General features: G+C 72.9%; 11 protein-coding genes. 10 read left to right on the top strand and 1 reads right to left on the bottom strand.

The window, feature by feature from the left end; translation table 11 throughout:
- Positions 1–2 precede the first annotated feature (2 nt).
- The 10 genes from H537_RS0102490 to H537_RS40730 all read left to right on the top strand — a co-directional run bounded on the left by H537_RS0102490 (position 3) and on the right by H537_RS40730 (position 11902).
- Positions 3–2375, top strand: a complete 2373-nt coding sequence (locus H537_RS0102490) for an ABC transporter permease (protein WP_028996630.1) — start codon at positions 3–5, stop codon at positions 2373–2375.
- A gap of 118 nt (positions 2376–2493) precedes the next feature.
- Positions 2494–3702: an efflux RND transporter periplasmic adaptor subunit gene (locus H537_RS0102485; RefSeq protein ID WP_028996629.1), complete on the top strand. Its 1209-nt coding sequence runs from the start codon at positions 2494–2496 to the stop codon at positions 3700–3702.
- 117 nt (positions 3703–3819) lie between these two features.
- The gene (locus H537_RS40740) at positions 3820–4176 is read left to right on the top strand and encodes a hypothetical protein (protein ID WP_156901343.1); all 357 of its coding nucleotides are present in this window, start codon (positions 3820–3822) and stop codon (positions 4174–4176) included.
- 79 nt (positions 4177–4255) lie between these two features.
- Positions 4256–5311 (top strand): 6-phosphofructokinase, encoded by a 1056-nt coding sequence (locus H537_RS0102475; RefSeq protein WP_028996628.1) that lies wholly within the window; start codon positions 4256–4258, stop codon positions 5309–5311.
- A gap of 117 nt (positions 5312–5428) precedes the next feature.
- A complete protein-coding gene (locus tag H537_RS0102470; RefSeq protein WP_084150323.1) occupies positions 5429–6244 on the top strand; it encodes an ABC transporter substrate-binding protein in 816 nt (271 codons plus the stop codon).
- A 28-nt stretch (positions 6245–6272) separates the two neighbouring features.
- Positions 6273–8894, top strand: a complete 2622-nt coding sequence (locus H537_RS50575; RefSeq protein WP_051241617.1) for a diguanylate cyclase — start codon at positions 6273–6275, stop codon at positions 8892–8894.
- 243 nt (positions 8895–9137) lie between these two features.
- Positions 9138–9575 (top strand): PPC domain-containing DNA-binding protein, encoded by a 438-nt coding sequence (locus tag H537_RS0102460; protein ID WP_028996625.1) that lies wholly within the window; start codon positions 9138–9140, stop codon positions 9573–9575.
- A 45-nt stretch (positions 9576–9620) separates the two neighbouring features.
- Complete coding sequence (locus H537_RS40735; RefSeq protein WP_051241616.1) at positions 9621–10919, top strand: alpha-hydroxy acid oxidase; 1299 nt, start codon at positions 9621–9623, stop codon at positions 10917–10919.
- A gap of 61 nt (positions 10920–10980) precedes the next feature.
- Positions 10981–11391 carry a DUF1622 domain-containing protein gene (locus H537_RS0102450; RefSeq protein ID WP_028996624.1) on the top strand — a complete coding sequence of 137 codons (411 nt, stop codon included), beginning with the start codon at positions 10981–10983 and terminating at the stop codon, positions 11389–11391.
- Complete coding sequence (locus tag H537_RS40730; RefSeq protein ID WP_051241613.1) at positions 11381–11902, top strand: HPP family protein; 522 nt, start codon at positions 11381–11383, stop codon at positions 11900–11902. The genes H537_RS0102450 and H537_RS40730 overlap by 11 nt, the downstream gene beginning before the upstream one ends.
- Before the next feature lie 39 nt (positions 11903–11941).
- On the opposite strand, the gene H537_RS0102440 is transcribed toward H537_RS40730, so the two are convergent.
- Positions 11942–12679, bottom strand: a complete 738-nt coding sequence (locus H537_RS0102440; protein WP_028996623.1) for an SDR family NAD(P)-dependent oxidoreductase — start codon at positions 12677–12679, stop codon at positions 11942–11944.
- Positions 12680–12681: the final 2 nt, after the last annotated feature.

Below are 12681 nucleotides of genomic sequence, written 5' to 3'. Positions count from 1 at the left end.
GCATGAAGGCGCTCGACGTCAAGCTCCTGCGCGACCTGCGGCTGATGTGGTCGCAGGCCCTGACCATCGCGCTGGTGGTGGCCAGCGGCGTGGGGGGCTTCCTCACCAGCCTGTCGGCGGTGGACTCGCTGGCCTGGGCGCGCGACGGCTACTACGCCGAGGGGCGCTTCGCCGACGTGTTCGCCGGCCTCAAGCGCGCGCCCGACGGGCTGCAGGAGAGCCTGCGCGCGCTGCCCGGCGTGGCCGAGGTACAGACCGGCGTCGAAGCCATGGTGCGCGTGACGATTCCCGGCTCGCCCGACCCCGTGATCGGCCAGCTCATCGGGCTGGATTTGCGCGTGCCGCAGCGCCTCAACCGCGTCACCGTCAGCGCCGGGCAGCCGCTGCAGGCCGAAGGCGGCGTGGCGCAGGACGGTGCCATTCCCGCCCTGGTGTCCGAGGCCTTCGCGCAGGTGCGCGGCCTGAGATTCGGCGACACCGTGGGCGTGCTGGTGAACGGGCGCCAGCGCCAGCTGCGCATCGTCGGCACCGCGCTGTCGCCGGAGTTCATCTTCGCCGGGCTGTGGGGCATGCCCGACCAGCGCGGCTACGGCGTGTTCTGGATCGACCGCGAGGTGCTGCAGGCCGCCTACGACCTGCGCGGCGCCTTCAACCAGGTGCGCGTGCGGCTGGCGCCCGGCGCGTCCGAGCCCACGGTGATCGCCGCGCTGCAGCAGCGCCTGGCGCCCTATGGCGGGCGCGACGTGCACGGCCGCGCCGACCAGGCCTCGCACGTGATGCTGGGCAACGAGATCAAGTCGCAGCGCGTCATCGGCACCGTGCTGCCGGCGATCTTCCTGGGCGTGGCGGCCTTCCTGCTCAACGTCGTGGTCTCGCGCCTGGTGGGCACGCAGCGCGAGCAGATCGCCGCGCTCAAGGCGCTGGGCTACCCGGACGCCGCCATCGCGCTGCACTACCTGAAGCTGGTGCTGCTGATCGTGGCGCTGGGGCTGCTGCTGGGGCTCGCGCTGGGCCAGTGGCTGGGCGGGCGGCTCACGGCGCTGTACGCGGAGTTCCTGCGCTTCCCACACTTCGAGCACCGCGTGGCGACGGGGCTGCTGGCGCTGGCCGCGGGCGTCACCGCCGCCACCGCGGTGCTGGGCACGCTGGGGGCGATCCTGGCCACGGTGCGGCTGGCGCCGGCCGAGGCCATGCGTCCGCCCGCGCCCGGGCGCTACCGGCCCACGCTGCTGGAGCGGCTGGGCGTGCGCCGCCTGGCGCCGGCGCTGCGCATGGTGCTGCGCAACATGGAGCGACGGCCGCTGCGCACGCTGCTGTCCATCGGCGGCATCGCCGCGGCGGTGGCCATCACGATCATGGGCAACTTCCTGCGCGACGCCATCGACGAGGTGGTGGACACGCAGTTCACGCTGTCGCTGCGCGGCGACGTGACGGTGTGGATGAACGACGCGGTGGACGACGCCGCACGGCTGGAGCTGGCGCGGCTGCCGGGCGTGCTGGGCGTGGAGTCCACGCACTTCGTGCCCGTGAACTTCAGCCACGGCGCCCGCCACGAGCGCGGGCTGATCCGCGGCTACGCGCCGCGCGCCGAGCTCTACCGCGTGATCGACGCCGAGCGGCGCCAGCTGCTGCTGGAGGACCGCGGCCTGGTGCTCACCGACCGCCTGGCCGACAAGCTCGGCGTGCGCCCGGGCGACAGCGTGCGCGCCGAGGTGCTGGTGGGCCGGCCGCGCACGCTGGAGCTGCAGGTGTCGGCCACGGTCAGCGAGATGATGGGGCTCAACGCCTACATGGACCGTCGCCAGCTCAACCGCCTGCTGGGCGACGGCGACGTCTCCACCGGCTTCGTGCTGTCGGTGCAGCGCGGCAGCGAGGCGGCGCTGCTGGCGGCCACGCAGCGCATGCCGCGCATCGCCGGTGCCTTCAGCAAGGCCACGATGCTGCGCAACATGCAGGAGATCAGCGCGCGCAACGTGCGCATCATGAGCACGGTGCTGACCGCCTTCGCGGCGGTGATCGCGGTGGGCGTGGTCTACAACAACGCGCGCATCGCGCTGGCCGAGCGCGGCTGGGAGCTGGCGAGCCTGCGCGTGCTGGGCTTCACGCGCGCGGAGGTGTCGGCGCTGCTGCTGGGCGAGCTGGCGCTGTCGATCGCGGTGGCGCTGCCCCTGGGGATGCTGCTGGGCTATGCGCTGATGCACGGCGTGGCGCAGGCGCTGCAGAGCGACCAGTTCATGTTCCCGGTGGTGGTGCGCGCGCGCACCTACGCCTGGGCCGCCCTGGCCGTGGTGGCCGCCGGCGTGGCCAGCGCGCTGGTGGTGCGCCGGCGCATCGACCGGCTGGACATGGTGGCGGTCTTGAAGACGAGGGATTGATGCGACCTGGCACCTTTCCCATCCAGATCTCCGTTCGGGTTGAGCTTGTCGAAGCCTGCCGGCCATGCCGGGCTGCAGGCCCTTCGACAGGCTCAGGGCGAACGGGCAAGGAGGCGAGATGAAGCGAAAGACCTGGGCCTTCGCCGCCGTCGGCGCGGTGCTGGCCGTGGCGCTGCTGGGCTGGGCCTTCGCGCCGCGCCCGGTGCCGGTGGAGACCGCGGCGGTGACGCAGGGCACCTTCGAGGCCGTGATCGAGGAGGAGGGCAAGACCCGCGTGCGCGACCGCTACGTGGTGAGCGCGCCGCTGGCCGGCGTGCTGCAGCGCATCGCGCTGCGCGAGGGTGACGCGGTGCAGCCCGGCGACCCGGTGGCGCTGCTCACGCCGGTGCTGCCGGTGCTGCAGGACGAGCGCACGCTGCGCGAGCAGCAGGCGCGGCTGGAGATGGCGCTGGCCGGGCGCGAGCGCGCCGCGGCGCGCGTGGCGCGCGCGCAGGTGGGCCTGCAGCAGGCTCGCACCGAGGCCGCGCGCAGCGGCGAACTGGTGCGCCAGGGCTTCGTGTCGCTGTCGCGCTTCGACAACGACCAGCTCGCGGTGCTGGCCGCGCAGCGCGACCTGGAGGCCGCGGAGCAGGACGGCCGCGTGGCCTGGCACGACGTGGAGCAGGCGCGCGCGGCGCTGAGCACCGTGCAGCGCGGCCCGGCCGCGGCGCAGGGACGCGCCTTCGTGCTGCGCTCGCCCGTGGCCGCGCGCGTGCTGCGCGTGGCGCAGCAGAGCGAAGGCGCGGTGGCGGTGGGCACGCCGCTGCTGGAGCTGGGCGACACGGCGCAGCTGGAAGTGGTGGCGGAGCTGCTGACCACCGACGCGCTCAAGGCCGTGCCGGGCAGCCGGGTGCTGGTCGAGCGCTGGGGCGGCGCGGGCGCGCTCGAAGGCCGGGTGCGGCTGGTGGAGCCCGCGGCCTTCACCAAGGTGTCGGCGCTGGGCGTGGAGGAGCAGCGCGTGCGCGTGCTCATCGACCTGGCTGGCGACCCTGCCGCCTGGCGCGCGCTGGGCGACGCCTACCGCGTGGGCGTGCGCATCGTCACCCTGTCGGTGGAAGGCGCGGTGCAGGTGCCGGTGGGCGCGGTGTTCCCGGTGGAGGACGGCGAGGCGATGGCGGTGTACCGCCTGGACGGCGGGCGCGCACGGCTGCAGCCGGTGGAGGTGGCCGCGCGCAACGGCGCGCAGGCCTGGGTCAGGAGCGGGCTCAAGCCGGGGCAGGAGGTGGTGGTGTACCCCTCCAGCGCGGTGCGCGACGGGCAGCGGGTGCAGCGGCGCAAGGTGTCGTGACGCCGAACGGCGCGGGATCGCGACCGGATGCACGAAGCGGCCGCGGGCGTGACGGATGGCATGCGGCACCTTGCGCGAGGTCAATCCGCGCGGGCCGGGCCTTTCTAGAGTGGGGGCGTGACATCAGCGAGAACGGAGAGCGGCGCCAGGGCGCCGGACACCATGGGCACGATGCGGGACCTTGAGATGCTGGAGCAGCCTTCGCTGCGCGAGCTGGGCGACGAGCGCCTGTTGCGCGTGTTCGAACGGCCGGACGGCTGGCACTGGATCGACGTCAACGGCCACCAGGAATTCGGCCCGTTCGGCACGCTGGCGCTGGCCCTGGCGGACATGGACGCCCCGGGCGAGCCCGCGCTCGACGAGGGCGAGTGCATCGAGGACAAGACCTCCTGGCTGGGCCTGGACCTGGAGACCGACGGTCCCGGCGACGACGGCTTCGAGCGCGCCGCCTGGGCGCTGGCCGACGCGGCTTGAAGGGCGCGGCGCGGTACGGCGCCGAGGCGCGCTGCGCCGACTGCACACTCCGGGGTTGTGAATCCAACGGAGCATGTGCATGAGAGTCGGCGTATTGACCGGAGGCGGTGACGGCCCGGGCCTGAACGCGGTGATCCGCGCCGTCACCAAGTCGCTCATCCGCCAGTGCGGGGCGCAGGTGGTGGGCATCGAGGACGGCTTTGCCGGGCTGCAGGAAGGCCGCGTGCGCCAGCTCGACTGGCGCGCGGTGAGCGGGCTGATCCACCTGGGCGGCACGGTCCTGGGCACCAGCAACCGCCGCAACCCGCTGCTCGAAGGCGAGGAGGGCACGCAGCGCGTGGTCGAGAGCGCGCAGGGGCTGGGCCTGGACGCGGTGGTGGCCGTGGGCGGCGACGGCACCATGGCCATCGCGCAGGCGATCCTGCAGCGCGGGCTGCCGATGGTGGGCGTGCCCAAGACCATCGACAACGACATCGTGGGCTGCGAGCGCAGCTTCGGCTTCGACACTGCGGTGTCCATCGCCACCGAGGCGCTGGAGCGGCTGCAGACCACGGGACAGGCGCACGGGCGCGTGATGATCCTGGAGACCATGGGCCGCGACGCGGGCTGGATCGCGCTGGAGGCCGGCATCGCCGGCGCGGCCGACGTGATCCTGCTGCCCGAGATTCCCTACGACATCGAGGCCGTGGCCGCCGTGTGCCGCGAGCGCGAGTCGCGGCAGCGCTTCACCGTGATCTGCGTGGCCGAGGGCGCCCGGCCGCGCGGCGGCGACGTGGTGGTGCAGGAGCGCATCGAGGGCCGTGACGAGCCGGTGCGGCTGGGCGGCGTGGCGCACGTGCTGGCGGCGCAGCTGCAGCCGCGGCTGCACAGCGAGGTGCGCGCCACGGTGCTGGGCCACGTGCAGCGCGGCGGCGCGCCCACGGCCTTCGACCGCGTGCTGGCCACGCGCTACGGCAACGAGGTGGCGCGGCTGGTGTGCCGCGGCGAGTTCGGCCGCATGGTGACGCTGCAGGGCGGCGAGCTCACCAGCGTGCCCCTGGAGGCCGTGGCCCGCGGGCGGCGCAGCATCCCGGCACAGCACCCGCTGCTGGACTGCGCGCGCGAGATCGGCGTGAGCCTGGGCGAGCCGGCCTGATCCGCTCGGGGCCGCAAGAAAACGTCTCGCAAAAGCAACAAGAAAGCGGCTCTCGCTCTCAACACCCGGCCGGGACGGCCGAAATAGGGGGTGTACCGAGCAGTTCCTGGAGCCTTGATGCCGCTTTCACTTCGACGCATTGCAAGGGCTCTGACGCTTGCATTGGTCCCGGCGCTGTGTGCCGCCACTGCTGTGGCTGCGGAGCCGGGCGGTCGGCTGGAGCGCATCCGCCAGGCGCGCGAGCTGCGTGTGTGCATCTGGCCCGACTACTACGGCATCTCGTACCGCCATCCGGTGACGCGCCAGCTCGCGGGCATCGACATCGACCTGGCGCAGGCGCTGGGCAAGGACCTGGGCGTGGAGGTGCGCTTCGTGGACAGCAGCTTCGCCAAGCTGTTCGAGGACGTGCTGGGCGACCGCTGCGACGTGGCGATGTTCGCCATCGGCATCACGCCCGCGCGCCAGGAGAAGCTGCGCTTCACCTCGCCCTACCTGGCCAGCGACATCTACGCCATCACCACGCGCAGCAACCGCCGCATCCGCACCTGGGACGACATCGACCGTCCCGGCGTGGTGGTGGCGGTGGCGCGCGGCACGCTGCACGAGCCGGTGATGCGCGAGCGGCTGCGCCAGGCGCAGCTGGCGGTGCTGGACACGCCCAACGCGCGCGAGCAGGAGGTCGAGTCCGGCCGTGCCGACGTGTTCATGACCGACTTTCCCTACAGCCGCCGCATGCTGTCCAGCACCGACTGGGCGCGGCTGGTGGCGCCCACGTCCACCTACCACGTGACGCCCTACGCCTGGGCCGTGGCGCCGGGCGACGAGCGCTGGTGGCAGGAGATGGAGAGCTTCGTGGCCCGCATCAAGCGCGACGGGCGGCTGTCGGCGGCGGCGCGCCGCCATGGGCTGATGCCCATCGTCGTCGAGCCCTGAGCGTGGTGCGGGCGGAGAAAGGCTGCCGATGCGCGTGGTGAAGTGGAGCCGACTGGCGGACTTGTCCATCGTGGTGGCCATCGTGCTGGGTGCGCTGGGAGCCCTGGGGGCGCTGCACTACCACGGCGAGCGGCTGGAGCAGGAACAGGTGCTGGCGCACCGACAGCTTGCGGTGCTGCAGGCGCGCCACAGCGGCCACCTCTTCGGCCAGACGCTGGCGGCGGTGGAGCTGTCGCTGCGCGGGCTGCTGCAGGCCGAGGCACAGGACAGCGGCGCGCAGGGGCGCGAGCAGCGGCTGCGCCAGGTGCTGCTCGACGCGCCGCACCTGCGCTCGCTGTCGCTGCTGGACCGCCGCGGCGTGGTGATGGCGAGCTCCAACGCGGCCAACGTGGGCGTGCGCGTGCACCTGAGCAGCTATTTGCCCGAGGCCGATCCCGGCGAGCCGCTGCTGCGCATCGGACGGGCGCAGGCCGGGCGCGACCTGGCCGACGGGCGTCCGCTGGGCAGTGACCCGTTGGCCGGCACGGACCTGGGCTTCGTGCCCGTGGTGCTGGGTGGCGGGCCGCAGGGCCTGGGCGTCGTGGCCACGCTCAACGCGGACTTCTTCCTCAACCGGCTGCTGGCGCGCGACGCCGACGCGCCCGGCGCGGTGGACGTGCTGCGCTGGGACGGCGAGCTGCTGCTGAGCACGCGCGAGGAGCTGTCGCCGGTCTGGCGCACGGCCAACCAGGCGCTGGTGCGGCGCTGGCAGGACGGCGCCGAGATGGGCACGCTGGTGCAGCCCCTCGCGGGCCTGGGCGAATGGATCACGGCCTGGCGCGGCGACCGCACGCGGCCCTTCACGGTGGTGGTGCGGGTGGAGCAGGCGCAGGCGCTGTCGCAGGCACGCACGGAGGCGCGGCGGCTGGAGCTGATCGCGGTGCCGCTGATCGTGCTGGGCGCCGCGGCGATGCTCACGGGCTACGGGCTGCTGCGCGGCGCCACGCTGCGGCGCATGCGCAGCCAGGCCGAGCAGGTGGAGCAGCAGGTGCGGCTGCTCGATGCGCTGCCGGCCAGCGTGACGCTGTTCGGCCCCGACGGCCGGGCGCTGATGCTCAACCAGGCCTGGCGCGACATGGCGCGCGACGCCGTGCTGGCGGCCGGGGTGCCGCAGGACGTGCACTACGCGGCGCTGGCCGGGCTGTTCCAGCCCGAGGACGGCCGCGGCGGGCTGGAGGAGGGCATTGCCGCGGTCCTGGACGGGGAACTCGACGCGTACGAGGGCAGCTTCCGCGTGGGCGGCGTGGAGGGGCCGCGCTGGTTCCGCATCCTCGTGCGCCCGCTGCTGCGCGAGGGCCTGCGCTGCGCGCTGGTGCTGCAGCTGGACGTCACGGCGCAGCGCCGCGCCGACGAGGCGCTGCACCTCAACAGCCTGGTCTTCGCCATCAGCGCGGAGGCCATCATCATCACCGACGGCAGCAGCCGCATCGTCTCGGTGAACCCGGCCTTCACGCGCATCACTGGCTACACCAGCGAGGAAGTGCTGGGCCGCACGCCGGCGCTGCTGTCCTCGGGGCAGCACGACAGCGCCTTCTACGCGGCGATGTGGACGCAGCTGCTGGCGCAGGGCATGTGGGCCGGCGAGATCGTCAACCGGCGCAAGAGCGGCGAGACCTTCACCGAGTGGCTGACCATCACCGTGGACCGCGACGCCGAGGGGAACCCGCGCCACTTCGTGGGCGTGTTCCAGGACATCACCGAGCGCAAGCGCTCCGAGGCGCGGCTGCGGCTGCTGGGCGCGGCGCTGGATGCGGCCGACAACGCGGTGATGATCACCGACGCCCATGCCGTGATCGAGTGGGCCAACCCCGCCTTCAGCCGGCTCAGCGGCTACACGCTGGCGCAGCTGGTGGGGCACCGCCCGCAGGAGCTGCTGAGCTCGGGGCAGCAGCGCCCCGAGGCGTACGCGCAGATGTGGCGCACCATCCTGGCCGGCGAGGTCTGGCGCGGCGAGATGATCAACCGCCGTCCCGACGGCACGCACTACCACGTGGCGCACACGGTCACGCCGCTGGCCGACGACGAGGGGCACCCGCGCCACTTCATCGCCGTGATGGAGGACATCAGCGCGCGCAAGCGCCAGGAGCAGGAGCTCAAGCGCCTGGCCACCACCGATGCGCTCACCGGGCTGCTCAACCGGCGCGCCTTCCTGGAAGAGGTGGTGCAGGCGCTGCAGCGCTACCGCCGCCACGGGCGCGAGGGCGCGCTGCTGATGCTGGACCTGGACCACTTCAAGCGTGTCAACGACCGCTATGGCCATCCCGTGGGCGACGCGGTGCTGGTGCAGGTCAGCGCCGCGCTGCGCGGGCGGCTGCGTCTGACCGACCGCATCGGCCGTCTGGGCGGCGAGGAGTTCGCGGTGCTGCTGCCCGAGACCACGCCGGAGGGAGCGCTAGTGCTGGCGCAGGCACTGCGCGAGGAAGTGGGGGCGCAGCGCATTCCCACCCCCGCAGGGCCGCTGTCCGTGACGGTGAGCATCGGGCTGTCGGCCTTCGCGCCCGGCGAGACCGACGCCGTGGCGCTGCTGAGCCGCGCCGACCAGGCGCTCTACCAGGCCAAGGAGCATGGCCGCAACCGCGTGGTGGTGGCGGAGGCGGCGCCGGTGGCCTGAGGCGCTGGCGCCTTTGCCCGCGCCAAGGGGTCCAGTTGCATTTGTGCAAATCTTGCCGCAGCAGGCGCCGCGGCCGCGTACCGCCGCCGGCACGGCTGCGGTGGCCCCGGCTTTCGAGGCGAATGGCCTCGCAGGGGGTGCCAGGAACGTCGGCATCGCGCTTGCCGCGCTCGCGTCTTGAGGCCCTGCGCCGCCTGCGGTGGCAGGCGGCGTGGGCAGGTTCGGTGCCAATGAAGGACTGCCATGCAAGCCAAGCTCATCAACGAGGGACCCGAGCGCACGTTCGCGCTCGTCTTCGAACATGGCGACGAGGTCGTCTCCCTGCTGGAGCGGTTTGCCGTCGAGCAGGGCCTGGAGGCCAGCCGCATCACGGCCATCGGCGCGTTCGAGCGCGCCACGCTGGGTTACTTCGACTGGGAGCGCAAGGACTATGAGCACATCCCGGTGCAGGAGCAGGTCGAGGTGCTGTCCCTCGTGGGCGACGTGGCGCTCGACGCGGGGCGCCCCAAGCTGCATGCCCATGTGGTGCTGGGCCGCCGTGACGGCAGCACGGTCGGCGGCCACCTGCTTGAAGCCCGTGTCAGGCCGACGCTGGAGGTGTTGGTGATCGACTCCCCGTCGTACCTCAAGCGCGTGTGCGACCCCGAAAGCGGCTTGGCGCTGATCCGTGCCGACGAGTGAGCGCCCGGGGCGCGCAATCGCTGGAGCACTGGAGGCCCTGCGCCCATGGGCGACCCGCTGCGCCACGCCGCTGTGGCCCAACTCGGCGGCAGCCCTAGACGCCGCTACTACAGGGGCCGGGACCTGGCGCGCGCGGTGGCGGTGGAGGACCTGCGCGCGATCACGCACCGGCGGATGCCGCGGTTCGTGCTGGAGTACCTGGAAGGCGGCGCCGAGGAGGAGGCCAGCCTCGCACGCGAGCGCGGCGCCTACGGCCACTGGCGCTTCATGCCCTGGCAACTCGTGGACGTGTCGCAGCGCACCCTGGCCACGGCGCTGCTCGGGCGTGAAGCCCCGATGCCGCTCGTGGTCGCGCCGACCGGGCTCAACGGCCTGTTTTGCCACCATGCCGACACCTCGCTGGCCCAGGCCGCTGCCACGTGCGGCGTGCCGTTCGTGCAGAGCACGATGTCCAACGACACGATGGAAGACGTGGCGCGCGTGCCGGGCCTGCGCCACTGGTGGCAGCTCTACGTCTTCGGCGGTGACGAGGTGTGGCAGGAACTGCTGCGGCGTGCCGACGCGGCCGGCTGCGAGGCCCTGGTGCTGACCACGAACGCCCAGATCTTCGGCAACCGGGAGTGGTCCACCCGCACCCAGGCAACGAAGACCCGGCTGTCGCTGTCCAGCGCCATCGATGCCGCGCTGCATCCGCGCTGGCTCGCCTCCACGCTGCTTGCGCATGGCCTGCCCGCGTTCAGCAACGTGGTGGACTTCGTGCCCAAGGACCGGCGCGGCTTCTTCGAAACCGCGTTCTGGATCCGCGAGCACCAGCCGGCCTCGCTGTCGTGGGCCACGGTCGAGCGCATCCGGCAGCGCTGGCGCAAGCCCTTCCTGCTCAAGGGACTGCTGCACCCGGACGATGTACGGCGGGCGCTGGATGCCGGGGTGGACGGCATCGTGCTCAGCACCCATGGCGGCCGGCAGCTGGACTGGAGCGTGGCGGCGCTGGACGTGCTGCCCGAGGCCCGCGCCATCGTGGGCCAGCGCATGGCGCTCTATGTCTCCGGCGGGCTGCGCCGCGGCACCGACCTGCTCAAGGCGCTGGCCCTGGGCGCCGATGCGGTGCTGGCCGGCCGTGCCGTCCTCTACGGCCTGTGCGCAGGCGGCGCGGCCGGTGCGCAGCGCGCGCTGCAGATCCTGCACCAGGAAGCACTGGACGCGATGGGCCTGCTGGGCGTGGCGTCGGTTCGCGAGCTGGGGCCGGGCTGTCTGCGCGCCGTCCGCGACCCAGGCCCTTGCGAACAGGTTCCGAAGGGCGGTACCCGCCGCTCGTCCACATCGCCGGCCGGCGACGCGCGGTGAGCCGAGCATCGCGCGGGCATGGCCCCTCATCACCACCCGTTGCGACGTCCAGGAACCACCCATGAATTACGGCGATGTTGAGGAAACCGTCCAGCGTGCCGTCGAGTGGCTGCGCCTGCTGGTGGAGACGCTGGGAGCCTTGGTCATCGCCGCGGGCATCGTGGTGGCGGTGTTCGGCCTGGTACGGCATGCGCTCAACGCCCGCGGCACGAGCTTCACGCCCATACGCCTGGCGTTCGCGCGCTACCTCACGCTGGCGCTGGAGCTGCAGCTGGCGGCCGACATCCTGTCCACCTCGGTGGCGCCGACCTGGGAGCGCATCGGCAAGCTCGCTGCCATCGCCATCATCCGCACCGCGCTCAACTACTTCCTGAGCCGCGAGATGAGGGACGAGCAGGCCGGCGAAGAGCCGGCGCTGCGCGGGCACGCCACCGTGCCCGACGCGCCCGCCGGGCCGGGCCGTGGTCACTGAGCGCTCGCCGCGGCGCGGCGGGCTTCGCGGCGAGTTGCTGCTGGCGCTGCTGCCTACCGCCACCGTGCTGCTGGTGCTGGCCTTCGTGGAGGCGCTGGCGCAGCAGCGGCTGCTGTTCGCGTCGCTGGCCTCCAGCGCCTTCCTGATCTACCTCGATCCCGAGCACGAGATGAACCGCGTGCGCACGCTGGTGCTGTCGCAGCTCGCGGCGGCGGGCATCGGCTGGCTATGCCATGTGGCACTGGGGCCCGGCTACCTGGCGGCCGGACTGTCGATGCTGGTGGTGATCGGGGCCATGGTGGCGCTGGACCTCATGCACCCGCCCGCGGTGTCCACCGCGCTGAGCTTCGGCCTGCAGGCCGCGGGTGAGCACAGCCTGGTCCTTTTCACCACCGCGGTGGCCATCACCGCCGTGCTGGTCGGCTTGCAGCAGGTGGTGCTGCGCCTGGCACGGCGGGTGCGCCGAGACCTGCGCTCCAGCGCGGAGCAAGGGCGTCTTCATGCGGATTGACGCCCCTGCGTCCCCAACGGGGCGGACTTCGGACGGAGGCTACAGGCGGTCCAGGCGACCGCCGTCCACGCGCAGCGCCGCGCCCTGCACGAAGACCGCCTCGTCGGAGGCGAGAAACGCCACGGCGGCGGCAACGTCCTGCGGCTGTCCCACGTCGGCGAGGCTGACGGTCTCGATGCCCGACTTCAGGTTCGGATTGGCCCACAGCATCGGCGTGTCCACGGCGCCGGGCAGGATGGCGTTGGCCCGGATGCCCTTGGCCTTGCCCTCGATGGCGGTGGAGCGCGTGAGCGACAGGAGCGCGGCCTTGGCCGCCGCGTAGGAGGCCACCAGCGGCGTGGTCTCCTCGGCGTGGATGCTGGAGACGTTGACGATCGCGCCGCCCGGGCGCATGTGGACGAAGGCCTGCCGCGTGAAGAAGAAGGCGCCCATCAGGTCCACGCACAGCACGCGCATCCAGTCGTCGGCCGTGTGCTCCTGCAGCGGCTTGAACACCATCAGCCCGGCGTTGTTGACCACCACGTCCAGCCGTCCCCAGCGCTGCAGCACCGCCTGCACGGCGGCGGCGACCTGCTCCTCCTGCGCCACGTCGCAGGCCTGGGCCAGCGCGTCGGGCGCGCCGTCGTCGCGCAGCTGCTGCACGGCCGCCCCGGCCTTGCCGGCATCCAGGTCGGCGACCAGCACGCGCGCACCCTCCTGACCCAGGCGCCGGGCCACGGCCAGGCCGATGCCGCTGGCCGCACCGGTGACGATGGCCACCTTGTCCTGGAATCGCATGA

The sequence above is a fragment of the Azohydromonas australica DSM 1124 genome (assembly GCF_000430725.1).
GTDB lineage: Bacteria > Pseudomonadota > Gammaproteobacteria > Burkholderiales > Burkholderiaceae_C > Azohydromonas > Azohydromonas australica.
This window is presented reverse-complemented; position numbering and strand designations above follow the sequence as displayed.

Coding starts and splice junctions, on each gene's coding strand:
- H537_RS0102440 (WP_028996623.1), bottom strand. CDS start 12,679: ATGCGATTCCAGGACAAGGTGGCCATCGTCACCGGTGCGGCCAGCGGC.
- H537_RS0102450 (WP_028996624.1), top strand. CDS start 10,981: ATGAATTACGGCGATGTTGAGGAAACCGTCCAGCGTGCCGTCGAGTGG.
- H537_RS0102485 (WP_028996629.1), top strand. CDS start 2,494: ATGAAGCGAAAGACCTGGGCCTTCGCCGCCGTCGGCGCGGTGCTGGCC.
- H537_RS0102490 (WP_028996630.1), top strand. CDS start 3: ATGAAGGCGCTCGACGTCAAGCTCCTGCGCGACCTGCGGCTGATGTGG.
- H537_RS40735 (WP_051241616.1), top strand. CDS start 9,621: ATGGGCGACCCGCTGCGCCACGCCGCTGTGGCCCAACTCGGCGGCAGC.
- H537_RS0102460 (WP_028996625.1), top strand. CDS start 9,138: ATGCAAGCCAAGCTCATCAACGAGGGACCCGAGCGCACGTTCGCGCTC.
- H537_RS50575 (WP_051241617.1), top strand. CDS start 6,273: ATGCGCGTGGTGAAGTGGAGCCGACTGGCGGACTTGTCCATCGTGGTG.
- H537_RS0102475 (WP_028996628.1), top strand. CDS start 4,256: ATGAGAGTCGGCGTATTGACCGGAGGCGGTGACGGCCCGGGCCTGAAC.
- H537_RS0102470 (WP_084150323.1), top strand. CDS start 5,429: ATGCCGCTTTCACTTCGACGCATTGCAAGGGCTCTGACGCTTGCATTG.